Below are 25,957 nucleotides of genomic sequence, written 5' to 3'. Positions count from 1 at the left end.
ACTACGCGTCGTGCTTCGGACGGCGCCACCAGGGCAGCTCGTCCTCGGCGATCTGGTCGGTCGTGTCCCAGCGCGGAGGGCGGGCCGACCGCGCAGGCTCCGCGGTGTCGGCCGATCCCGTGGCGCCCACGTCGGTGCCCGTGACGTCGGTGCCGGTCAGGTCGGTGCCGGTGTCGTCGTGCCGGCTGGCGACGAACTCCTCGGTGCTCCACGGGAACGCGGGCTGCTGCTCGGTGCCCGGCGCGTGCGGGAGCGGTTCGTCCCCGGGGCCCCCGGGGCGGTCGGCGTCCGAACCCGTGACGCGGTCACGCAGGTCCCCGGCACGGCTCCGGACGCCGTCGGCGGCGCCCCGGAGTCGGTCGCGCAGGCTGCTCACACCGCCGCGGGACGGCACGGTCGCCCCCTGCGACGACGGAGCGGGCTCGATGCGCTCCGCCGCGACGGCGTCCGTGCGCGCCCAGGCCGGGAGCGGCACCGCGTCGGACTCCGGCTCGGGCCCCGGCGACGGCTCCCGTGACGGAGACGGAGACGCCGGTACCGGCGTCGGCTCGTCCGCCGGTGCCGGGTCGTCGTGGATCGGCTCGGTCGGGTGGTCGTCCGCCGCGGCACGGGTGGCGGCGTCGTGCGCCTCGTGCACCACGAACCGGTGCGACTGCGTGGACCGTCCGCCGCCGGCGTCGTCGAGGGCCGCGAGGAGCGAGCCGGCACGCGCATCGTCAGCGGCGTCGGCACCGGTCCCGTCGGTCGGGACGTCGTCGTCCGCCTCGTGCCAGCGCTCCCGGCCCCAGCCGCGCTCGGGCAGCCGGACGAGGTCGCTGCCGATCGCGAGCGCGACGACCGCGGGCACGCCGACCTCGAGGGCCGCGAACAGCCCGACGACGAGTCCGTCCGGACCCGCCTGTGCGAGACGACCCGGCCCGAACGACCCGGCGGTCAGCCCGGTGGCCACTCCGGTCAGCAGCCCGGCGACCACGCCGGTCGCCACCCCGGCGAGCGCCCGGTGCAGCGCGGAGTCGTCGGCGCCGAGCGCCCGCACGAGCCGCGGCCGGAGCAGACCGCCGACGACGAACCCGGCCACGACGGGCACGAGCACCCAGAGCAGACCGAAGGTGTGGCCGGCCGCGGGGAGCGCGCCGAACACGGGCAGGCCCGGGATCGGGCCGAGCACGGTGCCGATCGGGGAGACGCTCGAGCCGGTGCCGATCGCGAAGCCGGGTCCGACGAGCCACGCGGTGGCCCAGCCGACCAGGTCGGGCACGAACGCGAGCTGCCCGACGGTGAGCGCGATGCCGCCGACGACCCCCGCGTGCGAGCGCTCGTACAGGGCGATGACGTCGGCGAACGAGGCGAGCAGGACCAGCCCGACCACGAGCGCCGCGACGGCGACGACCACGGCGGTGGCGGCCGTGCCCGCGCGGAGCCCGAACCCGGCGAGCATGCGCCACCGCCCGGGGATGCGGTCGACGAGCGCGAGCACCCGACGGGCCAGGGGGTCCGCCGGCAGCCCGCGGCGCACGCGGCAGACCTCGGACGTCACGAGGGCGGGGACGGCGAACCACAGCGCGGGCAGCACGACGGCCTGCCAGACGGTGGGGTCGGTGGCCGCGGAGCGGGAGGACAGTGCGACAGCGAGCCCGAGGGCCGCGACGACCCCGGTGCCGACGAGCAGGCCCGTCGTCCGGTGCTCGGTCTCGGCGAACCGTCGTCCGGCCCGACCGCCGAGCCAGGCGGTCACGACCGCGAACCCGAGCGCCGCGAGGGTCACGTGGATGGGGGCGGCGGCGCCGTCCACCCCGGACGCGCCGGCCACCGCGGAACCGAGCCGGAAGGTCACGTCGACACCGTGGCCGACGAGCCAGACGCTGCCGGTCGCCTTCCAGAAGACGTCCCAGTCGACCTGCAGGCCGTACTCGAAACCCCAGAGGAGCGTCAGCGGGACGAGCGCGATGCCGATGCCCACGCCGACCGTCACGATCGCCTCGACGGCGGCCAGCAGTGCGGTTCCCAGGCGGTTCATCCGGGCCAGGGTACGTGCCGCCCGGGCCGGCGCGGGCGAGCCGCGCGGTGCCGGTGGACATCCACGCGACCACGGACGCAACGGGAGGCACGGTGCGGGCCCGCACCGTGCCTCCCGTCCGTCCTGGGGTCGGGTGACCGGACCGCCTACGAGGCGGCGACCACCTCGCGCAGCAGCGCGGCCGTCTCGGACGGGGTCTTGCCGACCTTCACGCCCGCGGCCTCGAGGGCCTGCTTCTTCGCCTCGGCCGTGCCCGCGGAACCGGACACGATGGCGCCCGCGTGGCCCATCGTCTTGCCCTCGGGCGCGGTGAAGCCCGCGACGTAGCCGACGACCGGCTTCGTGACGTGCGCCTTGATGTAGTCGGCCGCGCGCTCCTCGGCGTCGCCGCCGATCTCGCCGATCATGACGATCGCGGTGGTCTCCGGGTCGGCCTCGAACGCGGCGAGCGCGTCGATGTGCGTCGTCCCGATGACCGGGTCGCCGCCGATGCCGATGGCGGTCGAGAAGCCCAGGTCACGCAGCTCGTACATCATCTGGTAGGTCAGGGTGCCGGACTTCGACACGAGCCCGATCGGACCCTTGCCGGTGATCGTGGCCGGCGTGATGCCGACGAGCGACTCCCCGGGGGTGATGATGCCGGGGCAGTTCGGGCCGATGATGCGGGTCTTGCCGCCGAGGGCCTTGGCGTGCGCCCAGAACGCGGCGGAGTCCTGCACCGGGATGCCCTCGGTGATGACGACGACGAGCGGGATCTCGGCGTCGATGGCCTCCATCACGGCGTCCTTCGCGAACGCCGGCGGGACGAACACGATCGAGACGTCGGCACCCGTGGTGTCGATGGCCTCGCGCACCGAGCCGAACACGGGCAGCTCGACGTCGCCGTGCGTGACGGTCGTGCCGGCCTTGCGGGCGTTCACGCCGCCGACGACGTTCGTGCCGGCCTTGAGCATCAGCGCGGTGTGCTTCGTGCCCTCGCCGCCGGTGATGCCCTGGACGATGACCTTCGAGTCCTTGTTGAGGAAGATCGACATTGCTCTGGTGCTCCTTACGCCGCGGCCGCGGCGAGCTCGGCGGCCTGCTCGGCCGCATCGTCCATGGTCGCGGCGACGGTGACCAGCGGGTGCGCGGCCTCCGCCAGGATCCGACGGCCCTCGTCCACGTTGTTGCCGTCCAGGCGCACGACGAGCGGCTTCGTGGCCGCGTCGCCGAGGATGCCGAGCGCGGCGACGATGCCGTTCGCGACGGCGTCGCAGGCGGTGATGCCGCCGAAGACGTTCACGAACACGCTCTTGACCTGCGGGTCGCCGAGGATGACGTCGAGGCCGTTCGCCATGACCTCGGCCGAAGCGCCGCCGCCGATGTCGAGGAAGTTGGCGGGCTTCACGCCGCCGTGGCGCTCACCGGCGTAGGCGACGACGTCGAGGGTCGACATGACGAGCCCCGCGCCGTTGCCGATCACGCCGACCTGGCCGTCGAGCTTGACGTAGTTCAGGCCGTGGGCCTTCGCCTTGGCCTCGAGCGGGTCCTCGCTCGCGGTGTCCTCGAGCTGCGCGTGCTCCTGGTGCCGGAAGTCGGCGTTCTCGTCGAGCGAGACCTTGCCGTCGAGCGCCAGGATCTGGCCGTCGCCCGTGCGGACGAGGGGGTTGACCTCGACCAGGGTGGCGTCCTCGCCGGCGAAGACGTCGTAGAGCTTCACGAAGACGTCGGCGACCTGGTCCTGCAGCTCCGCCGGGAAGTTCGCCTGACGGGCGATGTCGAGCGCGGCTTCCTTGTTGATCCCGGTCAACGGGTTGACCTCGACCCGGGCGAGCGCCTCGGGCTTCTCGACCGCGAGCTGCTCGATCTCCATGCCGCCCTCGACGCTGACGAGGGACAGGTACGAGCGGTTCGCCCGGTCGAGCAGCACGGAGAAGTAGAACTCCTCGGCGATGTCGGCGCCCTGGGCGACCATCACCCGCTGGACGGTGTGGCCCTTGATGTCGAGGCCGAGGATCGCCTGCGCGTGCTCGCTTCACCTGGGCCTTGACGACGACCACGCCGCCGATCTTCTCGGCCGCTGCCTTCGCCTCCTCAGGGGTGTCGGCGATGATGCCCTGCAGCACAGGGACGCCGTAGGACTCGAAGAGGTCCCTGGCCTGGTACTCGAAAAGATCCACGCTGTTCTTCTTCCCGCACGGTTCGTGCGATCGGCATCGGTCATCGGGTCGCGCACTCAACGTCGAGGGTCGCTCGATGTCGAGACAACGGCCGCGACCACCCTACTGCCGCAGCGTGGACACCCGGTGCGCGGATCCGGATGGCCGCGACGCGCCACGCGGGGAGGACCTCCAGCCGCCCCCGGGCACGGTGGCTCCGATGGACACCGCACTCCGTACCCGCGCCGCCGACGTCTTCGGCTGGGACCTCCGTGACGCCCAGGCCACGGTCATCGACGCCGTCCTGGCCGGCCGCGACGCCCTCGCCCTGATGCCGACCGGGTCGGGGAAGTCCGCGATCTACCAGGTCGCCGGGCTCGCACTCGACGGGCTCGTCGTCGTGGTCTCCCCGCTCGTGGCCCTGCAGGAGGACCAGGTCGTCGGACTGCAGCGGCACCCGGACGCCCAGCGTGCCGTGGCCGTGAACGCGACGACGCGGGCCGCCGAGGTCGAGGACGCGTGGGACGCGATCGCCGCCGGGGACGTCCGCTACGTGTTCCTCGCGCCGGAGCAGCTCGCGAAGGACGACGTGGTCGAGCGACTGGCCGCGGCGGGCGTGTCCCTGCTCGCCGTCGACGAGGCGCACTGCGTGTCCTCGTGGGGGCACGACTTCCGCCCCGCGTACCTGGCCCTCGGCGAGGCTGCGGAGCGCCTCGGCCGTCCGCCGGTCCTCGCCCTCACCGCGACGGGCTCGGCCCCGGTCCGCGAGGACGTCGTCGCGCGCCTCGGCATGCGCGACCCGCTCGTGCTGTCCGCGGGGTTCGACCGCCCGGGCATCCGCATCGAGGTCGAGCGCTACGCCGACGCCGACGAGAAGCGCGCGGCCGTGGTCGAGCAGGCCGCAGCCGCGACCGGCACCGGCATCGTCTACGTCGCGACCCGGAAGGAGACCGACGAGTACGCCGACGCCCTCCGCGCCCGCGGCAAGGACGCCCGGCCGTACCACGCGGGCATGCGGGTCCGGGACCGCGACGCCGTGCTGCACGCCTTCCACGACGGCGAGGTGGACGTGGTCGTCGCGACGAGCGCCTTCGGCATGGGCATCGACAAGCCGGACGTCCGCTTCGTGCTGCACGCCGACGTCGCCGAGTCCGTGGACGCGCACTACCAGGAGATCGGCCGTGCGGGACGGGACGGCGCCCCGGCGACCGCGACCCTGCACTACCGCGCCGAGGACCTGGGCCTCCGCCGGTTCTTCGCGACCGGCACCCCGAAGCCCGCGTCGCTCCGCGCCGTGTTCGACGCGGTCCCCGAGGACGGGTCGATCGCCCGGTCGGCCCTCGCCGACGCGTCCGGCCTGTCGACCCGGACCGCGGGCCGTGCGGTGAACACCCTCGTCGAGGCGGGCGTGCTCGACGACGGCGCGGACGGGATCGTCCGCGCTGCCGACGCACCGCACTCGGCCGCCGAGGCCGCGAAGCGCGCGTCCACCCGCGCCGAGGAGCGCGAGCAGGTCGAGCAGTCCCGGATCGCGATGATGCGACGGTTCGCCGAGACCACCGGCTGCCGCCGCCAGTTCCTGCTCGGCTACTTCGGCGGCGAGCTCGCCGAGCCCTGCGGGAACTGCGACACCTGCACGTCGGGCAGCGCCTACGAGCAGGGGGCGCACGGCGCCGACGGTGCGCACGACGACGTCTGGCCGCCGGAGTCGGCGGTCGAGCACGCGCAGTCTTCTTCGAGTCGGCCGGGTACAAGACGCTGGCCCTGGCCGACGTCGAGGAGCGGCACCTGCTCGAGCGGGTCTGAACCCGGGACGCCGAGCACAGGGGGAAGGCGCGGTCGCTCGACCACCCGTCGGCGACCGCGCTCCACTCCCCCGAGCACGGCGAGTGTGCCCCGCGTCCGTGTCCCGGAGGTGTCCGCCGGGTGAACGCGACGCGAAGCCGGGCCCCGAGTGCGCATCCCGGACGCCCCGTCAGGCGTCCGGCGTACACAGGAGGACCACCGAACGCGCCCGATCGGGCGAACGACAAGGAGCCACCATGAGCGACCCCGGCATCAGCCCCGTCGACGACTTCGACGCCCAGGAGCGCCGCGCCGACGACGTGGACCGCGAGCACGTCGGGCCGTACGAGGTCGACGAGTCCGAGGAGTCCCTGGAGACCGTCACGAACGACGCCGTCGCGGGCGAGACCGTCGAGCCGCAGGTCGGCGACGGCTCGGACGACGGCCCCACGGGCGGCGCCCCGCGCGAGGGCTCCCCGGACCTCTGGGAGCACGACGAGGACGAGGACCGTCCGGACCTCGGCGGCGACCTCGGCACGAAGCCGCTCTGACGCAGCACGGCACCGACGGAGCACGGGACGGTAGGTTGCCGCCCGTGCTCCGTCGTGTCCGTGCCGCCGTCCGCCGCGTCCCTGCGGTCGCGAGGCTGCTCGCCGTCGCCGCGCTCCTGCTGGTGGCCGCCGGCGCGCACACGCTCGTCCACGGGGACGGCCCGGCCACGTGGGTGGCGCTCACCGTCGCCGGGATCGTGATCGCCCTCCTGACCGGCTGCCCGACCCGCACCTGGCCGCTCCCTGCCGTCTGGCTCTTCGCTGCCCTGCTCGCGTCTGCTTCCGCCACCGGCGACGCCGTCGCCGCCCGCGTCGCCGCGGCGGCGGTCGCCGGTGGCGTCGGTCTCGTCGCCGCCGTCCTCCTGGACGTGGTCCCGGTGCTGCGGGCGCGCGGGCGCGGGTCCGCGACGTGACCGGTCGACGGCCTGGAGGCACGGCACACGACCGGTGGCGTGCCTCCCGTCCGACACCCGGCCGGGTCGCGGACCGTGCCCTGCGGGACTGGCTGGCCGACAGCACGCCCGTCGCGGCCGGCGGCCGCGCCATCCTGCTGCAGATCGCGGACCCGGTCGTCGCAGCGGGGGTCCGACGGCACTCGGACTTCGCGCGGCGACCGCAGCAGCGGCTCGCCCACACCCTGATGTTCGTCTCCGCCGTCGTGATCGGCACGGACGCCGACGCCGCCGTGGCGACCGCCTTCGTCGAGCACGCGCACCGGCCCGTCGCCGGCGCGGACGACGTCGAGCGCCAGCTGTGGGTCGCGGCGACGCTCTTCGACTCCGCACGTCGCGCCCACGAGCTGTTCGGCGACCCGCCCGGTCCGGACCGGGCCGAGGACGTGCTCGCGGCCTACGACGTCGCCGACTTCGACCGGTACTGGGCCGCGACGCTGCCGACGCTCACCGTCACCGACGACGCCAGGGGCATCGTCCGGGACCTCCTCCACCCGCGCTTCGCCCCGGCGTGGGTGCGGGCCGCGATGCCGCTCGTGCGGACCGTCACGGTCGGGATGCTGCCCGATGCTCTCCGCGCCGCGTACGGGTTCCCCTGGGGGCCGCGCGAACAGCGGCGCTTCCGACGGGCCGTCCGGCTCGTCCGGGGTGTGCGCCGCATGGTGCCGGCGGCACTCCTGCGGCTCCCGGGGCCCCTGCTGCTGCGCGCGATGCACCGGACGGCCGCCCGGTACCTCGCGGTACGGCCGGACCAGTTCTTGTCCTAGCGACAATTACCGTGGTACGGTCGGGTCATGGCAGTCGAACTCAGCACCTGGGACGCCCAGGGCACACCGACGACACCGACGTTCTCCACCATGCGGTTCCCCGCCGGTGAAGCCCACGTCAAGGTCGTGGACGACGCCGACGCGGGGGCGACCACCGAGATCGCGACCCTGCGCGGCACCAACGGGGACGACCTCGTCATGCTCGGCATGTGGGCTGACGCGGTCCGGCAGCGCGGCAGCAGGTCCGTCGCCCTCGTCCCGTACCTGCCCGGAGCCCGCCAGGACCGCGGGCTCCCCTTCGGCGCGAAGGTCTACGCGGACGTCCTCAACGGCTTCCACATCGACCAGGTGATCGCCTTCGACCCGCACTCCCCCGTGATCGTCGACCTCGTCGACAACCTCACGGTGGTCACGAGCGAGCAGGTCGTCCGCGATGCCGTGCTCGACGTCGAAGGGGACGCGTACACGGGGATCATCGCGCCGGACAAGGGTGCGGTCGCCCGTGCCACCGCGGTCGCCGAGTCCTGCGGGCTGCCGCTGTACCGCGCCGAGAAGCACCGCAACCCGGACACCGGCAAGCTCGACGGCTTCACGTGCGAGCCACTCCCGGCGGACGGCCGGTTCCTGGTCGTCGACGACATCTGCGACGGCGGCGGCACGTTCACGGGCCTCGCCGGCTCGACCGGCCTGCCGAAGGAGCGCCTGGGCCTCTGGGTCTCACACGGGGTGTTCTCCGGCCGGGCTCCGCAGCTCGCCGAGCACTTCGGCGAGATCGTCACGACCGACAGCTACCCGGCCCAGAACGCCGTCCCCGGTCTCCGGACCGTCCCGCTCAGCCCCTACCTCACGAAGGAGATCCGATGACCACCACGACGACGGGCCTCGAGCCCCGCACCACCACCGCGAGCCCGATCGCCCCGCTGCTCGCCGTCGACGGCTACAAGCACTCGCACCGGCAGGTCTACCCGCAGGGCACGACCCGGATCCTGATCAACTGGACGAACCGCTCGAACGCGCACATGCCCGAGTCGACGCACGCCGTGGTCTTCGGGCTGCAGGCCTTCGTGCAGCGGCACCTCGTCGAGGCGTGGGAGCCGTTCTTCGCCGCCGACGAGGACACCGTCGCCGACCTGTTCGAGCAGGCGCTGCAGGGCTACTTCGGCCCGAACCACATCGGGGTCGACCACGTCCGCGCCCTGCACCGCCTCGGGTACCTGCCGCTCGAGATCCGCGCCCTCCCCGAGGGCACCCTCGCGCCGATCGGCGTCGCCACCCTGACGGTCGAGAACACCGTCGACGAGTTCTTCTGGCTGCCGAACTACATCGAGACCGCACTGTCCGCCTCGATCTGGCACCCGTCCACCGTCGCGACGAAGGCCCTGGCCTACCGCGACCTCATGGAGGAGTGGGCCGAACGGACCGGCGCCGACCCGGCGAGCATCGACTTCGCCGCGCACGACTTCTCGTTCCGCGGGCAATCGAGCATCGAGTCCGCAGCCGCCGGCGGTGCCGGGCACCTGCTCTCGTTCCTCGGCACCGACTCGATGCCCTCGCTCGACTTCATCGACCGCTACTACCCCGGCGACAACGGCTGGGTCGCGGCGAGCGTGCCCGCCACCGAGCACAGCGTGATGTGCGTCCGGGGCGCCGACGGCGAGCTCGAGACCTTCGAGCAGATCCTCGATGTCTACCCGACGGGCATCGTCTCGGCGGTGAGCGACGGCTTCGACCTGTTCAAGGTCATCACCGAGACGCTCCCGCAGCTCAAGGACCGCATCACGGCCCGCGACGGCAAGCTCGTCATCCGCCCGGACTCGGGCGACCCGGTCGACATCGTCACCGGCACGGTGCACAGCGTCCCGCGGGACGAACTCCTCCGCGACGGCCGCACCCACGAGGAGAAGGGCGTCGTCGAGCTCCTCGACGAGCTGTTCGGCCACACCGTCAACGCGAAGGGCTTCAAGGTCCTCGACCAGCACATCGGCGTGATCTACGGCGACAGCATCACGCTCGACCGTGCGCACCGCATCTACGAGCGCCTGGCCGCCAAGGGCTACGCGAGCGACAACATCGTGCTCGGCATCGGCTCGTACACGTACCAGTACATGACCCGCGACAACCTCGGCAGCGCGGTGAAGGCCACGTGGGCGCTCGTCGACGGCCAGCCGGTCGACATCCAGAAGGACCCGAAGACCGGCAGCGGCAAGAAGAGCGCGAAGGGCCGCATCGCGCTGCACCGCGACGCGGACGGCGAGATCCGCCAGACCGACCAGGCCACGCCCGAGGACGAGGCCACGAGCCTCCTCCAGCCGGTCTGGGTCGACGGCCGCTTCCAGGTCCACCAGTCCTTCGCGGACGTCCGACAGGTGCTCCGCACCGAGCGGGCGGCCCGGGCCGCCCGCCGGGCGACGGTGTGACCGACGCCGCCACGGTGGCCCGCGACCAACCGCTCATCGCGATCGACGTCGTCCCGGTGTCGTTCACGACGGCGGACGGTCTGCGGGTCGCCACCGCGCGGCGGGCACACGACCCGTTCGCCGGCCTGGAGGCACTCCCCGGCGTCCAAGACCGGGATCGACACGGCTGCGGTCCGGCACCTCGCGCAGGTCGGTGCGTTCGACGGACCGTCCCGCGACCCGCGGGACACCGCGATCAGCATCGCGTTCCTGGCGGTCGTCGACCCGGGGGTGGACGCACCGTCCGCGGTCTGGCGGCGACCCGACCAGGGTGACCCGCGCCTCCCGTTCGACCACGACGCGATCGTCCGGACGGCCGTCGACCAGGTGCGGACCCGGCTGTGGCGCGACATCCCGCTGACACGCGCCCTGCTCGGCGAGGTGTTCCCGACGTCCGCGGCGGCGCGGCTGCACGCGGCGTTGCACGGCAGCGCACCAGACGCCGGCCGCACCCACGACGGCGGGCACGCGGAGCGGACGTCCCCCGGCGACCTGGACGTGGGCGGGCTGAGCGCGGTTGGCTGGGGCCATGTCCGCTTCGCTGTCCGGTGACGACTCCCTGCACCTGCCCGAGTTCGACGCGCCGCCGTCGTCCCCGATCGACCTGGCCCGGCGGTGGCTCGACGACGCCACATCGCGCGACGTGTCCGAGCCGATGTCGATGACCCTCGCGACGGCGGGGGCGGACGGCCGGGTGAGCGCCCGCACGGTCGACGTGAAACGGCTCGAGGACCGCGGGCTCGTGTTCGGCACCTCGACGCTCAGTCCCAAGGGGCGGCAGCTCGCCGAGAACCCGCACGCCGCGCTCCAGGTGTACTGGCGCGAGACGATGCAGCAGCTCCGGTTCGAGGGCCGGGCGGTGCAGCTCTCCGACGACGAGTCCGACGCGCTGTTCGCCGACCGCTCGCCGAAGTCCCGCGCCGCGACCGCGATCGCCGACCAGTCCGCCGTGCTCGAGCCCCGGACCCTGCAGGACCTGATCGACGACGCGAACGTGCTCCTGTCCCAGACCGACGACGCCGTCCCGCGCCCGGAGGGGTGGGTTGCGTGGCGGCTCGAGCCCGAGGTCGTGGAGTTCTGGCACGGCAGCCGCGACCGGATGCACCGGCGGCTGCAGTACGTCCGCGCGGGCGAGGGCTGGGACGCGGCGCGGCTGCAGCCGTAGCGGGGGCGCTCGTGCTCTGCCTGTTGCCGTCCGCAGAGCGCGGTAGCGTCGGTGGATGGGGAACGCAGGCGCAGTGACCGTCCGACCGGCCGGGGCAGGGGACGCCCGGGCGATCGCCGAGGTGCACGTGCGGGCCTGGCAGGAGGCGTACGCGCACCTGCTGCCCGCGGCGTACCTCGCCGCGCTCGACGTCGACGCCCGGGCGGCCCGCTGGGAGGGACTGGTGGTCGAGCCGGGCCTGACCGTCGTGGTCGCCGAGTGCGACGGCGCCGTCGTCGGGTGGGCCTCCGCCGGCCCCGGGCGCGAGGAGCCCGCGGTGCGGGACCGGGAACTCGAGGGGATCTACGTCCTCGCGGCCCACCACGCGTCCGGCGCCGGGCAGGCGTTGCTCGACGCCGCGGTCGGTGCCGAGCCGGCGTTCCTCTGGGTCGCGGAGGGCAACCCGCGCGCCGAGGCCTTCTCCCGCCGGAACGGCTTCGAGCGGGACGGCGGAGCGAAGCACGTGCCGATCGGGCCGAACGGCATGGACGCGGTCCGGATGGTGCGCTGACACGCGGTCCGCGCGGTCCGTGTGGTCAGCGCCGGCCTCGTCCGGGCCGAGCGCCTCGGGTCGAGCTCCCCGGAGCGGTGCGCCTCGGCGTCAGAGCTTCTCGATGGGCGCGATCTTGATCAGGAGCTTCTTGCGCCCCGCGGAGTCGAACGCGATCTCCGCGATGCGCTTCGCGCCCTGGCCCGTGACCGCGGACACCGTGCCCTGACCGAAGTCGACGTGCGAGATCCGGTCGCCAGGGGCGAGCTCCATGTCACCGTTGTCCCGGACCTGCCCGGACACCCGGTTCGCCCACTCCGTCTTGGGACGGGTCTTCGCCGCAGCCGCCGCACGGTCGTACGACCCGCCGCCGAAGCCGCCACCACCGCGGTAGCCGCCCCCGCCGGACGGACCGCCGCCGAGCCCACCGCCGCGCCGGGCGTTGAGGGCCCGGGGCTCGGTGCCACCGCGGCTGTTCGCCATGCCGGGCGACTGCTTCCACTCGATGAGCCCCTCGGGGATCTCCTGCAGGAAGCGGGACGGCATCGCCACGTTGACGTCGCCGAACTGCGCGCGGGTCATCGCCAGGGACAGGAAGAGGGACTTCTTGGCCCGGGTGATGCCGACGTAGAACAGTCGGCGCTCCTCGCTCGGACCACCCGGTTCGTTCGCCGACATCCGGTGCGGGAGCAGGTCTTCCTCGACGCCGGTGAGGAACACCGCGTCGTACTCCAGGCCCTTCGCCGTGTGCAGCGTCATGAGCGACACCGTGCCCGACGAGTCGTCGAGCTCGTCCGCCGCGGCGACCAGGGACACCTCGGTCAGGAAGTCGGACAGCGTGCCTTCGGGGTTGTTCTTCTGGAACTCCCGCGTCACGGCCACGAGCTCGTCGATGTTGTCCGCGCGCGCGGCATCCTGGGCGTCGGGCGACTTCCGCAGGTTCTCGAGCAGCCCGGAGCCGTCGAGCAGCTGCGTCAGGGTGTCCACGACCGGCTGCGTCGCCGCGCGCGAGGCCACGTCGTCCAGCAGCGCCGCGAAGGACGTGATCGCGGTCCGCACCTTCGGGCCGAACCCGAGCTCGTCCGCGTGCCGCAGGGCGTCGCGCATCGAGGTCTCGTGCTCGTCGGCGTACCGCTGCAGCGCCGTCTCGGTCACCGCACCGATGCCGCGCTTCGGCACGTTGAGGATGCGGCGGAGCGAGAGCGGGTCGGCCGGGTTGGCGACGGTGATCAGGTACGCCATCGCGTCCTTGATCTCGGCGCGCTCGTAGAACTTGGTGCCGCCCAGCACCCGGTACGGGATCGCCGCGCGGATGAAGATCTCCTCGAGCGCACGGGTCTGCGAGTTCGTGCGGTAGAAGACGGCCATGTCGCGGTAGGACGTACCGTCGTCGTGCAGCCGCTGGATCTCGTCCGCGACGAACTGGGCCTCGTCGTGACCGGTGTAGCCCGTGAACCCGATGATCTTGTCGCCGGCGCCGACGTCGGTGAACAGGTTCTTGGCCTGCCGGTCGAAGTTGTTCGCGATGACGGCGTTCGCGGCGTCGAGGATGGTCTGCGTCGACCGGTAGTTCTGCTCGAGCAGGATGACCTTCGAGTTCGGGAAGTCCCGCTCGAACTCGACGATGTTGCGGATGTCGGCCCCGCGGAACGCGTAGATCGACTGGTCCGAGTCGCCGACGACCGTCAGGGACGCCGGGGCGATCGACCCGTCGGCCTCCCGCATGCGCTCGACGTGCTGGCCGGCGTCCTCGAGCTTGTCCACCTGCTCGACGGGCACCGGACGCGTGAGCTCACGGATGAGGGCGTACTGCGCGTGGTTCGTGTCCTGGTACTCGTCGACCAGTACGAACCGGAAGCGTCGCTGGTACAGCGCGGCGACCTCGGGGAACGCCCGGAACAGGAACACCGTCTGCCCGATGAGGTCGTCGAAGTCGAACGCGTTCGCCCGCCGCAGCTCGTTCGTGTACCGGCGGAACACCTCGGTGAACATGACCTCTTGCGGGTCGTTCGCGTTGATGTTGCGCGCGTACGTGTCGATGTCCTGCAGCTCGTTCTTGAGCTTCGAGATCTTCGACGCCGCAGCCCCGACGGTCAGCCCGAGCGAGTCCGCCTCGAGCTCCTTGATGATCCGCTTGAGGAGCGCGCGGGAGTCAGCGGAGTCGTAGATGGTGAACGACTGCGGGAACCCGAACCGCTCCGCTTCGCGACGGAGGATCCGCACGCACGCCGAGTGGAACGTCGAGATCCACATGCCCTCGGCAGCCTGCCCGACGAGGGCCTGCACGCGCTCGCGCATCTCAGCCGCGGCCTTGTTCGTGAACGTGATCGCGAGGATCTGCGACGGCCACGCCTCGCGGTTCGCCAGGAGCAGGGCGATGCGCCGCGTGAGCACACTGGTCTTGCCGGAGCCGGCGCCCGCCACGATGAGCAGGGACTCGCCGCGGTACTCGACGGCTTCCTTCTGCTGGGGGTTGAGACCCGCGGTGAAGGGGTCGTCGTACCCGCCGGCGCGGTGGCCCGCGTCCGGCTCGGGGGACTGGTCGAAGGGCTCGAGCACGATCGTCATGACCGGGTCAGTCTAGGCGCGCCCTCCGACAGCCGCAGCGGGCCGCGACCACGAGCTGTGGGCCGCGGGACACAGCTCGGTCCGCGAGGAGCCGGGCGTGCCGCGCGCACGTCCAGGCTGTGGGGCATGAGGACGTGGACCGTGTGGGACGCCGTGGCGCTCGTCGAGCGGAGCTGGTGCTGGATGGTCTTCGTCACCATGCCGGTGACGATCGTCGTCGCGCTGGCCGCTTCCCTGCTGGTCGACGGCCGCCCCCTCGGACCGGAGCAGGTGGCCGCCGCCGGGCTCCTCGGCCTGATCGTCGCCGTGGCGTCGGGGGTGGTGTCGGTCGGCGGCGGGATCGTGGCACTGCCGTGCACGTGGTTGCTCGGCTGGGCGCTCACCCGGCGCGCGCTCCCCCGAGGCGTGCACGTCGTCGCACACGCCGTGCTCGCCGGTGCCCTCGGGACGCTCTGCGTCGTCGTGCCGAGCGCGTCCTGGGGCTCGCCGCTGTGGGCTCCGCTCCCGGCCTTCGCCGCGGTCGTCGGGGTCGCAGCGAGTACCGCAGCCGCGATCGCCGCGCGGCGCACTGGGCTTCCGGCCGACATCGAGCCCGCAGCGGAGCCCGACGTCTCAGTCCGCGCTGCCGCCGACGAGTGACCGGGCCCGCACCGCGAGGTCCGGGTGGTCCGCGAACACGCCGTCGACGCCGGTCCGCAGCACCGAGGTGAACCAGCGCTCCCAGTCCCCGTGGGCGGCGACGTCCCCGCCCCGACGGAGCGGCGCCGGCAGGAACCGGTTCTCCGGCCGCAGGGTCCAGGTGTAGACCGCGAGCCCCGCCGCGTGCGCCCGGTCGACGATCGCGCTCCGCACCGGTCGGGGGTCGTCCACGGCCGCGGTGTCGGTCCCCGCCATCAGGGTCTTCAGGTCGACGCTGATCCCGTGGAACTCCGCGGCGAAGCCGGCCAGGGCCTCGTCGGTCCGCTCGGACGCCCACGACGGAGCCACCGACCCGTGGGCGGCGACCTCGTCCGCGGCGCTGCCACGAGCCTCCTGGAGGTACACGAGCCGGCCACCCGTCCTCCGCGCGCCGAGCTGCCGGAGCACCGTCTTCTCGAACGACTCGACCGTCAGGCGGTCGTCGCCGCGCCAGCCGGCGGCCCCGAGTGCGTCGTCGAGCAGCTGCGCCATCGGGAGGCCGGCCTGCTCGAAGAAGGTGGCGTGCTTCACCTCGGCGACGAGCCCGACCGGCCGCGGTGCCGCGTCGAGGATGCCGAGCAGGTCCTCGAGCCGGAGCACGCCCTCCTGCCCGTCGTACGCCGCGGACGCGGGCCGCAGGGCCGGGAGGCGCTCGCGGACCCGGAGCGTGCGGAGCTCGTCCCACGTGAAGTCCTCGGTGAACCACCCGGTGACGACCTGTCCGTCGACGGTCTTCGACGTCCGCAGGTGCGCGAACTCGGGACGGTCCGCGACGTCGGTCGTGCCGGACACCTCGTTCTCGTGGCGCAGCACGAGCACGCCGTCCCGCGTCGGCACGAGGTCCGGCTCGATGGCGTCGGCACCGAGTTCGACGGCGAGCTCGTAGGCGCTCCGGGAGTGCTCGGGCCGGTGGCCGGACGCACCGCGGTGGGCGATCACACGGGTCATGCGCCGAACCGTACCGCCCCGCCGTGACCGGGCGGTGTCGCGCGACGGGACACTGCTGCGAGCCGTCGCAGGTGATCGGCGATCACTCGGCCGGCTCGGGGTGCGCTCGCAGACCACCCCCATAGTCTTCGGGTGTCGGGCCCGTCAGGACCCGCTTCCGCTCGCCGCGAATCCTCAGCCTTCCGCGGCGCAGCGCCTCTAGGCTGAGAGGACTCGAATCTCCAAGGAAGAGGACACCATGGCCTTCAAGCCCGGTTTCGACCAGTCCCCCGCCTTCAACGACCAGGGGCGTGGCGCCTGGGGCGTCAGCGGCGCTGGTCAGCAGCAGGCGGGCTGGGGACAGACCCCGAAGCAGGGGCAGTACCCGCAGCAGGGCGGCATGACGCCCGAGCAGCTGCAGTACATGTACGACCGCCCGTCGGCGAACACCGTCGACACGGACCGGATGTCGTACGAGGACACCATCGTCAAGACGCTCCTGGCGTTCGGCGTGCTCCTCGTCGGCGCGGTCGCCGGGTGGAACCTGCCCCCGATCGTCTGGATCGTCGGCGCGATCGTGGGCTTCGTGCTCGCGCTCGTGAACACCTTCAAGAAGAAGCCTTCGCCGGGACTGGTCCTGACGTACGCGTTCTTCGAGGGGCTGTTCGTCGGTGGTATCTCGAACTACTTCCAGACGGCGTTCCCGCAGGCCGACGGCATCGTTGCGCAGGCGGTCTTCGGCACCCTCGGTGTCTTCGCCGTTACGCTGCTCTTGTTCCTCTCGGGCAAGGTCCGTGCGACGCCCAAGCTGACCCGTTTCTTCCTCATCGCGATGGTCGGGTACATGGCGTTCTCGCTCGTGAACCTCGTCCTGATGTGGACCGGTGTCACGCAGACCGCCTTCGGGCTCATGGGAACGACGATCTTCGGCATTCCGCTCGGCGTCCTGATCGGCGTGTTCGTGGTGCTCATGGCGGCGTACTCGCTGATCCTCGACTTCGACCAGATCAAGACCGGTGTCCAGCGCGGCGCCCCGAAGATCTACGCGTGGACGGCGGCGTTCGGGCTCGCCATCATCGCGAGCAGCCAGCGCAACTAGCGCTCCGCTCGACCTCGACCGAAGGGCCCCGGCACCGCCGGGGCCCTTCGGCGTTCCCCGGGACGGGGCGGGAGCCCGTCAGCGTGCAGGACATGCCGCGTGCGTGTCGTCGTGTGTGCGCTTCCGGTCGCCGGCGCGCCTCGAGCGTGACAGAAGTGGCACGGTCGGCGGCCCACCCGCACGCACGAGGGCCCGGCACGCAGCGCGCACCGGGCCCTCGGCAGGTCAGGGAGGGGTCACTCCCACTCGATCGTCCCCGGCGGCTTCGACGTGACGTCGAGCACGACCCGGTTGACGTCGGGCACCTCGTTCGTGATGCGGTTCGAGATCTTCGCGAGGGTGTCGTACGGCAGGCGCGTCCAGTCCGCGGTCATGGCGTCCTCGGACGAGACCGGACGGAGCACGATCGGGTGGCCGTAGGTACGGCCGTCGCCCTGGACGCCCACGGAGCGGACGTCGGCGAGCAGGACGACTGGGCACTGCCAGATCTCCTCGTCGAGGCCGGCCGCGGTGAGTTCCTCGCGCGCGATCTTGTCCGCGGCACGGAGCAGGTCCAGCCGCTCCGCGGTGACCTCGCCCACGATGCGGATGCCGAGCCCCGGGCCGGGGAACGGCTGGCGGCCGACGATGACCTCGGGGAGCCCGAGCTCGCGACCGACCGCACGGACCTCGTCCTTGAACAGGGTGCGCAGCGGCTCGACGAGCTCGAAGGTCATGTCCTCCGGCAGCCCACCGACGTTGTGGTGCGACTTGATGTTCGCCGTGCCCGAACCGCCGCCGGACTCGACGACGTCGGGGTAGAGCGTGCCCTGCACGAGGAACTTGACCTCGCCGGCCTCGTCGTCTCCGCGCGCCTCGAGCACGAGGGCCTCGGCCGCCGCCTCGAACGTGCGGATGAACTCGCGGCCGATGATCTTGCGCTTCTGCTCCGGGTCGCTCACACCGGCCAGGGCGTCGAGGAACTGCTGCTCCGCGTCGACCGTGACGAGCCGGACACCGGTCGAGGCGACGTAGTCCTTCGACGAAGACGCACGTGAGCTGGTCGCCGACGGCCTTGTGCACCAGGGCCGCGGCCACGGCGGAGTCGACGCCGCCGGAGAGCCCGGCGATGACCCGTGCGGAGCCGACCTGCTCCCGGATGCGGGCGACCTGCTCCTCGATGACGTTGTTCGAGTTCCAGTCGCCGGGGAGCCCGGCGGCACGGTGCAGGAAGTTCTCGAGGACGGCCTGGCCGAACGCGGAGTGCTTGACCTCGGGGTGCCACTGCACGCCGTAGAGCTTGCGCTCGTCGGACGCGAACGCGGCGACCGGGGTCGAGGCGCTCGACGCGAGGACCTCGAAGCCCTCCGGCGCCTTCGCCACGGAGTCGCCGTGCGACATCCACGTGACCTGGGACGCCGGCTGGTCGCCGAGCAGGACGCTGTCGGTCCCGGACACGGTGACGTCGGTCGCGCCGTACTCGCGCTGGCCGGTCTGGGCGACCTCGCCACCGAGCGACTTCGCCATGGCCTGGAAGCCGTAGCAGATGCCGAGCACGGGGACACCGAGGTCGAGGATCTCGCCGTCGAGCGCCGGAGCGCCTTCCTCGTAGACGGACGAGGGGCCGCCGGAGAGCACGATGGCCGCCGGGTCCTTCGCCTTGACCTCGTCCGCGGTGATGGAGTGCGGGACGATCTCGCTGTAGACGTTCGCTTCGCGCACGCGTCGGGCGATCAGCTGCGCGTACTGCGCACCGAAGTCGACGACGAGGACGGGTCGCTGGTCGGTCTCGCTCACCGAGCGGCCTCCTTCTCACGCTGCTGGGCAGCGGTCAGCTCGTGGTAGGTGTCCATGGCCTTCTGCTGCATGCGGTGCTCGACCACGAAGGACATGAACGGGATGATGCCGCCGAGGGCGATGAGCAGGAAGCGCGACGGCTTCCAGCGCATGATGCTCCAGAGGCGGAAGTCCGTGAACAGGTAGAGGACGTACAGCCAGCCGTGCGCGATGAGGATCGCGATCGACAGGTTGAACGTGCCCGGTGCTTCGCCGGCCGTGCCGTTCGGCACGAAGAACGGCCCGTTGCCGAGCTGCATCTCGAGCTGCAGCGGCGTGTACTTGATGATCACCTCGATGACGAGGGCCAGCAGCAGCACACCGGTGATGTACGCCGAGACGCGGTACCACTTGACGGCTCCCGGGATCTTCGGGATGTCGCGGGTTCGGACGGTCAGAGCCATGGCCTCGATCCTACCGGTGCGCCGGAGCGGGCTCGGTGGCCGCTGCGGCGTCCTGAGCGTCCTCCTGCTCACGTTCCCAGGCGTCCTTCACGAAGCGGTACCAGAGGAACACGGCGAAGCCGGCGAAGACGACCCACTCGATCGCGTAGAACAGGTTGAGCCAGTCGAACTGGACCTCGCGCGTGGGGGCCCGGTCGGCGATGGTGCCGAGGTCGGCCGCCTTCGCGGTGCTGCCGTCGGCGACGACGTAGCCGATGTACATCCGGTCGTCGAACGCCTTCCACGTGTTCACGAACCGTGCCGGCGCCACCGCCGAGAACTCGCCCTTGGTGTACGCGTCCTGGTCGGGCGACTCGGCCGGGTAGTAGCGGCCCTCGACCGTGAGCTCGGCGCCGTCGGCCACGCGCTCCCCGCCGGCCTCGGCCGCGCGACGCTCGTCCGCCCACCCGATCACGACGGGCACGCTCGCGCCGCTCGCCGCGTCGACCAGGTGGCCGACGGTCTGGTACGTCCCGCCGCCGGAGCGGCCGGTCAACAGCGTGGTGTCACCGGCGACGAAGCGACCGGTGACGCTGACCTTCTGCCCGGCGATCGTCTCCGACGCGGCCTGCCCCGGCTGGGTCACGTCCTGCAGCGGCTTCTGCGTCTCGGTGGTCTCCGGCAGGGGCGTGCCGTTCGCGATGCTCCGCTCGAGCTGCCACTTGCCCAGCCCGGCGAACACCCCCGCGAGCACGAGCGCCAGCACGAGCAGCGCGATCCACTTCGGTCGTCGGGCAACGGCCCACATCTGTATCAGTACTCCGGGTCACGCTGGCGGGCCGGGCGCTTCGGGCGCTCGGTGGGGACGTCGACCGGCGACGTGACGGGGTCGCTCGTGGCCGGGTCGGACGCTCCATTGTCGCGCTCTTCCCTACCGGCCGCCTCCACGAGGGCGAACTCCTCCGCGAACTGCCGGTCGCGTTCGGCACGACGGGCCGCGGCGGCCGCGTCCTGGTCGGCGACGCCGGCCTCGGCCGCGGTGTCGATCGCCGCGTCGAGCGACGGTCCCGCCGGGATCCCGGCAGCCGAGCCGCGCGCCCCGGAGCCGCCGAGCCGCGCGCGCAGGCGCTGGCGCAGCCGCGCCACACGGGCGGGGCGCACCACGAGGCGGCCGATCCGGTCCGAGTTCACGGCGAGCAGCGGCCCCAGGACGGCCATGACGAGGACGTAGAGGCCCGCGAACGCGGTGATCCGCTCCTCCAGGCCGGCGGCAGCCGAGAGCGTCGCGAGGATCAGCGCGAACTCGCCACGGTTCACCAGGATGACCGCGGTGTTGATCCCCTGCTGGACGTTGAACCCGTTCATCCGGGCGACGATCTGCCCCGCGACCGCGTTGAGCACGACCGTCATGCCGATGGCGCCGAGGACGGGCCAGAGCACCTCACCGAAGGTGGACACGTCGAGGCCGAGCCCGAAGTTCACGAAGAAGAAGGCCGCGAACACGTCGCGCATCGGCAGGGCGAGCTGCTCGATGCGGTCCCGGTAGCGGGTCGCGCCGCAGAGCAGGCCGATCACGAACGCACCGATCGCGTCAACATCACGGCGAGGCCGAAGAACAGCACGGTGAACAGCTCGTCGTCGCGGGTGCCGGCGAACCGGGCGAGCGTGAACATCACGACGAGGAACCCGAACGCGAGTCCGAGCTTGCCGACCACGCCCCAGACGTTCGTGTCGCCGGAGAGCACCACGGAGACGATCGCCAGGTAGATGGCGATGAAGACGTCCTCGATCACGGTGACGCCGAGGATCATCGGCGTCTCGTCGTTCGCCAGTCGCCGCAGCTCGATGAGGAGCTTCGTCACGATCGCACTCGACGACGTCGCCGTCATGCCCGCGATGATCAGGGCTTCTCGGGTGCCCCAGCCGAGCGAGAACCCGAAGGCGAACCCGATGCCCATGTTGATGGCGACGTAGGTGCCACCGGAGACCAGGAGCTTCCCGGCGTTGCCGTAGAACTCCTCCTGGTCGAACTCCAACCCCAGGTTGAAGAGCAGGAGCACGAGTCCGAACGTCGCGATCAGTTCGATCGTGTGGGACTCGACGCTCAGCCCGATCCACGGGGTGTGCGGGCTCGCGATGAGCCCGACGACCATGTAGATCGGGATGGCGGGCAGACCGATGGTCTTGCCCAGGCGTCCGAGGACGTAGGCGATGATGAACAGGCCGCCGATGGTCAGCAGCTCACCACCCAGGTGCACCGGCTAGCTCCCGGGCGGCGCCTCGGCGGCCGAGGCCGCCAGCTGTCCGCTGCGGTAGAAGGAGAACGCCTTCGCGACCTTCTCGGGAGCACCCGCGACGACGACTGTCGCCGCGGACGACCGCGACGACGGTGAGGCCGATGAAGCCGGAGTCGTGCAGGTCGCCGAGGGGCTTGCCGGCGATCGCGTCGTCGTAGTCCACGCTGAACCAGTCGATCGACAGGCCCGGGATCTCGTCGAGCTTGTCGAGGCCCTCGGTGATCCGGGTGCCGCCGAGCAGTTCGGCGAGGGTGTGCGCCTCGTCCTCGCTCAGGCGCAGTGAGACCTTCTCGGACTTGTCCGCGCCGTCCGAGACGTCGGCGAACGAGATGAGGTCGGAGTGCCCCGACCGGTGCGTGATGACCCCGCACTTGCCACCGTCGTCGGTGTAGAAGCTGTGCAGCACGCCGACTCCGGGGAGTTTGACGCGATGGACGTCGACCATGATGGCTCCCTTGGTGAGTACCCCGATGATAACCACCGGCTGGTTCCCGGCATTCCGGCCGTAGGGTGCGGGGATGGGGTGGACTCGGACGGCGTGGACGCGGGTGACGGCCGTCGGCGGGATGGTGCTCGTGGTCGCCTACGCGGCGCTGCTCGCGGTGCACGCCCTGGTGCTCGATCCGCTCGCCGCCGTGCCGGGTCGGTCGCTCCGCTCGATCTACGCGGGCGTCGACGCGATCGGGCTCAGCACGACCCAGGACGTCGTCGGCGTGCTCGTGAGCGCCGGCACCGGGGTCGCCATGGCGGTCGGCGTCGCGGTCGTGGGGCTCCGGCAGCGGATGCCGCTCCCGATCGTCGCGGTCTGCCACCTCGCGCTGCTCGCGTTCGGTGCAGCGGCCGTGTTCCAGAGCGGGTTCTTCCTGGGGATGGACGTCGCCGACGCGTTCGGGGTCTCCGGCGCGGTGCACGCGTGGTCCGGGAAGGTGCTCTTCACCGTGAGCGTGGTCGCGCTCGCGGGCATCCCGGTGGTGCTCGTCGCGACGGCGGTGCGGACCGTGCGCCGGTCGCGGACCGCAGGCTGACGACGGACGGGAGGCGCGTGGCGGGCCCGCCACGCGCCTCCCGTCCGCCTTGTGCTTACTTCGGTTCGCTCGTCTTCTCGCCGACGACCTGCTCGTCCGACGCCTTCGCGCCCTCGGCGCCGCTCGACCGGCCACCGCCCACGACCACGTCGTCCTCGTCGAAGCCGAACGCGATGTCCGGCGCCTCGAGCCGCACGCGGTCCGCGGACTCGTCGTCGGGCTGCAGCTGCGACTGGCGCTCCGCGGCCACGCGCTTCAGGTAGTTCGCGACCTCGTTCTCGGTCGTCTCCTGGTCCCAGCCGAGCACGTCGGCCATGAGCTTCGCCGCGACCGGCGCCGCCGACTCGCCGCGGTCCCACGCCTCGATCGAGATGCGGGTGCGGCGGGCGAGGACGTCCTCCAGGTGCAGGGCGCCCTGCCGAGGGACGGGTCCTGCTTCACGAGCGCCAGGACCTCGGTCGCGAGCGTGCCGTACCGGTTGAGCAGGTGCTCGATGCGGACCTTGTGCAGCCCGTACGACCGGGCGGTGCGGCCGCGTCGGTTCCAGGCCGCCGGGTAGCCCTCGGCACCGACGAGCGGGATGTCCTCGGTCGTCGACGCCGGGATCTTGCCGTCCATCGCGGCGACGGCCTCGTCGATGGCGTCCTTGCCCATCACGCGGTAGGTCGTCCACTTGCCGCCGGCCACGACGACGAGCCCGGGGACGGTGTGCGCGACGACGTGCTCGCGGCTGAGCTGCGAGGTCTGGTCGGACTCCCCCGCCAGGAGCGGCCGGAGCCACCTTGTTGACGTGCTCGAGGATGTAGTCGATGTCCGCCGCGGTGGCCGCGGGGTGCGCCTTGTCGAGGTTCCAGTCGGTGTCCGTCGTGCCCACGAGCCAGTGCCGGCCCCACGGGATGACGAACAGCACGCTCTTCTCGGTGCGCAGGATCATGCCGGTGTTCGACTGGAAGCGGTCCCGCGGGATCACCAGGTGCACGCCCTTCGACGCCCGCACCTTGAACTGCCCGCGCGTGCCGATCATCGCCTGGGTGTCGTCGGTCCAGACGCCCGTGGCGTTGACGACCTGCTTCGCCCGGATGTCGAACTTCTCGCCGGTCTGGATGTCGTGCGCGTGCGCCCCGACGACCCGCTCCCCGACCTTGATGAACCCCTCGATCCGGACCCGGCTGGCCGCGAGCGCCCCGTACGAGGCGGCGGTCCGGACGAGCGACGCGACGTAGCGGGCGTCGTCGACCTGCGCGTCGTAGTAGGTCATGCCGCCGATGAAGGCGTCCTTCTTCAGGCCGGGCATGTTCCGGAGGACCTGCTTGCGGCTGAGGTGCCGGTGGTGCGGGACCCCCGGGGGACGACCACCTGACCAGCTGAAGACGTCGTACATCGCCATGCCGATGCCGATGTAGAAGCGTTCCCACACGCGGTGGTTGAGCGGGTAGAGGAAGCGGACCGGCTTCACCAGGTGCGGGGCGATGCGCTGCAGGAGCAGGCCGCGCTCGATCAGGGCCTCGCGGACGAGCGCGAAGTTGAGCTGCTCGAGGTAGCGGATACCGCCGTGCACGAGCTTCGACGAGCGGCTCGACGTGCCGGATCCCCAGTCGCGGGCCTCGACGATCCCGACGCTCAGCCCGCGGGTCACCGCGTCGAGCGCGCTGCCGCCACCGACGATGCCGCCGCCGACGACCAGGACGTCGAGCTCCTTGGTCTTCAGCGCCTCGATCGTCGCCGCGCGTTCGTCCGGCCCGAGCTTCGCGGTCGGGTCGAACCCGACGCCGCCGCTCGACGGCACGCCCCGCCCGGGAGCGGCGTTCGTCCCGTCCGGTCCGGGGCCCGTGCTGGTGCCGGTGCTCGTGCTGGTGGGTGCCTTCGCCATCGTCGCCTCCGTGCGGGTCCACGCCCGGAGCCGGCCTCCGCGCGCGTGGGCACGGGAACCGCCGTCACTGTCGGTGGTACGGCGCCACGACCACTTCTACTCGCTGGAACTCCTTGACGTCGGAGTATCCGGTGGTGGCCATCGACCGACGCAGGGCGCCGACCAGGTTGGCGCGGCCGTCCCACGACGGGGTCGGGCCGTTCAGGACGTTCTCGAGCGGGGCTATCTGGCCGACCTCGACCCGGCGGCCGCGGGGCAGCTCCGGGTGGTGCGCCTCGGCACCCCAGTGGAAGCCGCCGCCGGGGGCCTCGGTCGCGATGTCGCCGGCCGTGTCGAGGCCGCCGTCCGCGATGACGTGCACGTACCGGCCGCCGGACTCGTCCATGTAGTCGCGACGGGCGCCGGCGACGTCCGCGACCGCGGTGGCCATCGGCGCGTGGATGCCGAGCGCCGCACGGGTGGTCGACGCCGCACCGCCGCCGAAGCCGACGAGGACGCCCGCGGCGCCGGTGCGCATCAGGTGCAGCGCCGACGTGTACGTCGAGGCACCGCCGACGAGGGAGACGTGCTCGGCGGAGACCGTGGTGCCGCGGATGACGAACAGATCGACCCCGGCGTCGACGACGGTCTGCGAGAACTCCTGCGTGCGCTGCGGGCTGAGCGACCCGGCGACCGGGACCCCGGCGGCGCGGATCTCGGCCAGGCGCGCGGTGATCAGCTCGGCCTTGACCGGCTCCGAGTAGATCTCCTGCATGCGACGGGTGACGTTGCCGTCGGTGAGGGTCTTGATCTCCTCGTAGAACGGCGTCGGGTCCTCGTAGCGGGTCCAGAGGCCCTCGAGGTCGAGCACGCCGAGGATCCCGAGCTTGCCCATCTGGATGACCGTCGCCGGCGAGGACACGGAGTCCATCGGCGCGGACAGGATCGGCGACGCGAACGTGAACGCGTCGATCGACCACTGCACGCTCACGTCGTGCGGGTCGCGGGTGCGCCGCGAGGGGACCACCGCGATGTCGTCGAACGCGTACGCCCGATGGCCGCGCTTGCCTGCACCGATCTCGACTTCAGTCACCGGGCAAGCCTAGCGGGCGGTCCCGTCCCGCGGGCGGGTGCGTCGGGCCCGCCGGTTCCGCAGCACCCGCAGGACGAGCCCGAGCAGGAGCGCGAGCACGACGAGCACGACGAGGAGCACCGCGGCGACCTTCACGAGCAGGGCGGCGCCGACGAAGAGCGCGGCGAAGACCACCCAAACGAGGGCGTCGAGCACGAGGGGGCCGGAGGTGCGCACCCGCGTCACGCTAGCCGAGTGGCGGGGGCGGGTCGTGCCTCCAGGCCGGTTCCGCACCACGCGCCCGGCGGGACGGCGCGTGTGACCGGACCGGTTCGTGGAACGGGGCCGCGCGGCGCGACAGCAGCCAGCGCGACCCCGTCCGGG

23 protein-coding genes and 4 pseudogenes are annotated in these 25,957 nt (G+C 72.3%); 12 read left to right on the top strand and 15 right to left on the bottom strand.

Features of this window, described 5'->3' with window-relative positions:
- Position 1 precedes the first annotated feature (1 nt).
- The 3 genes and pseudogenes from HUN58_RS19575 to sucC form a co-directional block, all read right to left on the bottom strand.
- Positions 2 to 2,017 (bottom strand): DUF6350 family protein, encoded by a 2,016-nt coding sequence (locus HUN58_RS19575; protein ID WP_208745684.1) that lies wholly within the window; start codon positions 2,015 to 2,017, stop codon positions 2 to 4.
- A 146-nt stretch (positions 2,018 to 2,163) separates the two neighbouring features.
- A complete protein-coding gene (gene sucD, locus HUN58_RS19570) occupies positions 2,164 to 3,051 on the bottom strand; it encodes a succinate--CoA ligase subunit alpha (protein ID WP_058741263.1) in 888 nt (295 codons plus the stop codon).
- A 14-nt stretch (positions 3,052 to 3,065) separates the two neighbouring features.
- Positions 3,066 to 4,176: pseudogene (gene sucC / locus HUN58_RS19565) on the bottom strand (ADP-forming succinate--CoA ligase subunit beta).
- A 199-nt stretch (positions 4,177 to 4,375) separates the two neighbouring features.
- Between sucC and HUN58_RS19560 the strand changes: the two are divergent.
- From HUN58_RS19560 to HUN58_RS19520, 9 genes are all read left to right on the top strand, one after another.
- A complete protein-coding gene (locus HUN58_RS19560; RefSeq protein WP_254631566.1) occupies positions 4,376 to 6,085 on the top strand; it encodes an ATP-dependent DNA helicase RecQ in 1,710 nt (569 codons plus the stop codon).
- A 112-nt stretch (positions 6,086 to 6,197) separates the two neighbouring features.
- On the top strand, positions 6,198 to 6,491 hold the full coding sequence (locus HUN58_RS19555) for a hypothetical protein (protein WP_058741266.1): 294 nt from the start codon (positions 6,198 to 6,200) through the stop codon (positions 6,489 to 6,491).
- A gap of 44 nt (positions 6,492 to 6,535) precedes the next feature.
- Positions 6,536 to 6,904, top strand: coding sequence for a hypothetical protein (locus HUN58_RS19550; RefSeq protein ID WP_180226012.1), 369 nt, complete (start codon positions 6,536 to 6,538; stop codon positions 6,902 to 6,904).
- Positions 6,901 to 7,710, top strand: a complete 810-nt coding sequence (locus HUN58_RS19545) for an oxygenase MpaB family protein (protein WP_208745683.1) — start codon at positions 6,901 to 6,903, stop codon at positions 7,708 to 7,710. The genes HUN58_RS19550 and HUN58_RS19545 overlap by 4 nt, the downstream gene beginning before the upstream one ends.
- A gap of 27 nt (positions 7,711 to 7,737) precedes the next feature.
- Positions 7,738 to 8,574: a phosphoribosyltransferase family protein gene (locus HUN58_RS19540; RefSeq protein ID WP_180226010.1), complete on the top strand. Its 837-nt coding sequence runs from the start codon at positions 7,738 to 7,740 to the stop codon at positions 8,572 to 8,574.
- Entirely contained in the window at positions 8,571 to 10,127 is a 1,557-nt protein-coding gene (locus HUN58_RS19535; RefSeq protein ID WP_180226009.1) for a nicotinate phosphoribosyltransferase, read from the top strand. Before HUN58_RS19540 ends, HUN58_RS19535 begins: the two co-directional genes overlap by 4 nt.
- 270 nt (positions 10,128 to 10,397) lie before the next feature.
- On the top strand, positions 10,398 to 10,718 hold the full coding sequence (locus tag HUN58_RS19530; protein ID WP_208745682.1) for a hypothetical protein: 321 nt from the start codon (positions 10,398 to 10,400) through the stop codon (positions 10,716 to 10,718).
- The gene (locus HUN58_RS19525; protein WP_180226007.1) at positions 10,696 to 11,331 is read left to right on the top strand and encodes a pyridoxal 5'-phosphate synthase; all 636 of its coding nucleotides are present in this window, start codon (positions 10,696 to 10,698) and stop codon (positions 11,329 to 11,331) included. Before HUN58_RS19530 ends, HUN58_RS19525 begins: the two co-directional genes overlap by 23 nt.
- Positions 11,332 to 11,386: 55 nt before the next feature.
- A complete protein-coding gene (locus HUN58_RS19520) occupies positions 11,387 to 11,881 on the top strand; it encodes a GNAT family N-acetyltransferase (RefSeq protein ID WP_180226006.1) in 495 nt (164 codons plus the stop codon).
- A 90-nt stretch (positions 11,882 to 11,971) separates the two neighbouring features.
- Here the strand turns inward: HUN58_RS19520 and HUN58_RS19515 are convergent, their stop codons facing one another.
- On the bottom strand, positions 11,972 to 14,428 hold the full coding sequence (locus tag HUN58_RS19515) for an ATP-dependent helicase (protein WP_141863105.1): 2,457 nt from the start codon (positions 14,426 to 14,428) through the stop codon (positions 11,972 to 11,974).
- A 126-nt stretch (positions 14,429 to 14,554) separates the two neighbouring features.
- Between HUN58_RS19515 and HUN58_RS19510 the strand changes: the two genes are divergently transcribed.
- Positions 14,555 to 15,067 (top strand): hypothetical protein, encoded by a 513-nt coding sequence (locus tag HUN58_RS19510; RefSeq protein ID WP_141863107.1) that lies wholly within the window; start codon positions 14,555 to 14,557, stop codon positions 15,065 to 15,067.
- On the opposite strand, the gene HUN58_RS19505 is transcribed toward HUN58_RS19510, so the two are convergent.
- Complete coding sequence (locus HUN58_RS19505) at positions 15,041 to 16,054, bottom strand: glycerophosphodiester phosphodiesterase family protein (RefSeq protein ID WP_141863109.1); 1,014 nt, start codon at positions 16,052 to 16,054, stop codon at positions 15,041 to 15,043. The genes HUN58_RS19510 and HUN58_RS19505 overlap by 27 nt on opposite strands.
- Before the next feature lie 238 nt (positions 16,055 to 16,292).
- On the opposite strand from HUN58_RS19505, the gene HUN58_RS19500 reads away from it, so the two are divergent.
- Positions 16,293 to 17,132 (top strand): Bax inhibitor-1/YccA family protein, encoded by an 840-nt coding sequence (locus HUN58_RS19500; protein ID WP_208745681.1) that lies wholly within the window; start codon positions 16,293 to 16,295, stop codon positions 17,130 to 17,132.
- Between the two features lie 236 nt (positions 17,133 to 17,368).
- Here HUN58_RS19500 and guaA read toward each other — a convergent pair.
- The 6 genes and pseudogenes from guaA to HUN58_RS19475 form a co-directional block, all read right to left on the bottom strand.
- Positions 17,369 to 18,908, bottom strand: a pseudogene (guaA, locus tag HUN58_RS19495) (glutamine-hydrolyzing GMP synthase).
- Positions 18,905 to 19,351: a DUF3817 domain-containing protein gene (locus tag HUN58_RS19490; RefSeq protein WP_022906980.1), complete on the bottom strand. Its 447-nt coding sequence runs from the start codon at positions 19,349 to 19,351 to the stop codon at positions 18,905 to 18,907. Before HUN58_RS19490 ends, guaA begins: the two are co-directional and overlap by 4 nt.
- A 10-nt stretch (positions 19,352 to 19,361) precedes the next feature.
- Positions 19,362 to 20,138, bottom strand: a complete 777-nt coding sequence (locus tag HUN58_RS19485; protein WP_058741279.1) for an SURF1 family protein — start codon at positions 20,136 to 20,138, stop codon at positions 19,362 to 19,364.
- Positions 20,139 to 20,143: 5 nt separating this feature from the next.
- A complete protein-coding gene (locus HUN58_RS20790) occupies positions 20,144 to 20,905 on the bottom strand; it encodes a cation:proton antiporter (RefSeq protein WP_254631565.1) in 762 nt (253 codons plus the stop codon).
- Complete coding sequence (locus HUN58_RS20785; RefSeq protein ID WP_254631564.1) at positions 20,902 to 21,588, bottom strand: cation:proton antiporter; 687 nt, start codon at positions 21,586 to 21,588, stop codon at positions 20,902 to 20,904. Before HUN58_RS20785 ends, HUN58_RS20790 begins: the two co-directional genes overlap by 4 nt.
- Positions 21,572 to 22,072 carry a hypothetical protein gene (locus tag HUN58_RS19475; RefSeq protein ID WP_254631563.1) on the bottom strand — a complete coding sequence of 167 codons (501 nt, stop codon included), beginning with the start codon at positions 22,070 to 22,072 and terminating at the stop codon, positions 21,572 to 21,574. Before HUN58_RS19475 ends, HUN58_RS20785 begins: the two co-directional genes overlap by 17 nt.
- Before the next feature lie 73 nt (positions 22,073 to 22,145).
- On the opposite strand from HUN58_RS19475, the gene HUN58_RS19470 reads away from it, so the two are divergent.
- Positions 22,146 to 22,652, top strand: a complete 507-nt coding sequence (locus tag HUN58_RS19470; RefSeq protein WP_180226002.1) for a hypothetical protein — start codon at positions 22,146 to 22,148, stop codon at positions 22,650 to 22,652.
- A 55-nt stretch (positions 22,653 to 22,707) separates the two neighbouring features.
- Here the strand turns inward: HUN58_RS19470 and HUN58_RS20780 are convergent.
- The 4 genes and pseudogenes from HUN58_RS20780 to HUN58_RS19455 all read right to left on the bottom strand — a co-directional run bounded on the left by HUN58_RS20780 (position 22,708) and on the right by HUN58_RS19455 (position 25,810).
- Positions 22,708 to 23,270 (bottom strand): annotated as a pseudogene (locus HUN58_RS20780) (glycerol-3-phosphate dehydrogenase C-terminal domain-containing protein).
- A gap of 145 nt (positions 23,271 to 23,415) precedes the next feature.
- Positions 23,416 to 24,522: pseudogene (locus HUN58_RS20775) on the bottom strand (glycerol-3-phosphate dehydrogenase/oxidase); the annotation flags it as partial.
- Positions 24,523 to 24,586: 64 nt separating this feature from the next.
- Complete coding sequence (locus HUN58_RS19460; protein WP_208745680.1) at positions 24,587 to 25,594, bottom strand: IMP dehydrogenase; 1,008 nt, start codon at positions 25,592 to 25,594, stop codon at positions 24,587 to 24,589.
- Between the two features lie 9 nt (positions 25,595 to 25,603).
- Complete coding sequence (locus tag HUN58_RS19455) at positions 25,604 to 25,810, bottom strand: hypothetical protein (RefSeq protein ID WP_114849380.1); 207 nt, start codon at positions 25,808 to 25,810, stop codon at positions 25,604 to 25,606.
- Between the last annotated feature and the right edge of the window lie 147 nt (positions 25,811 to 25,957).

Source organism: Curtobacterium sp. Csp1, from assembly GCF_013347185.1.
This window is presented reverse-complemented; position numbering and strand designations above follow the sequence as displayed.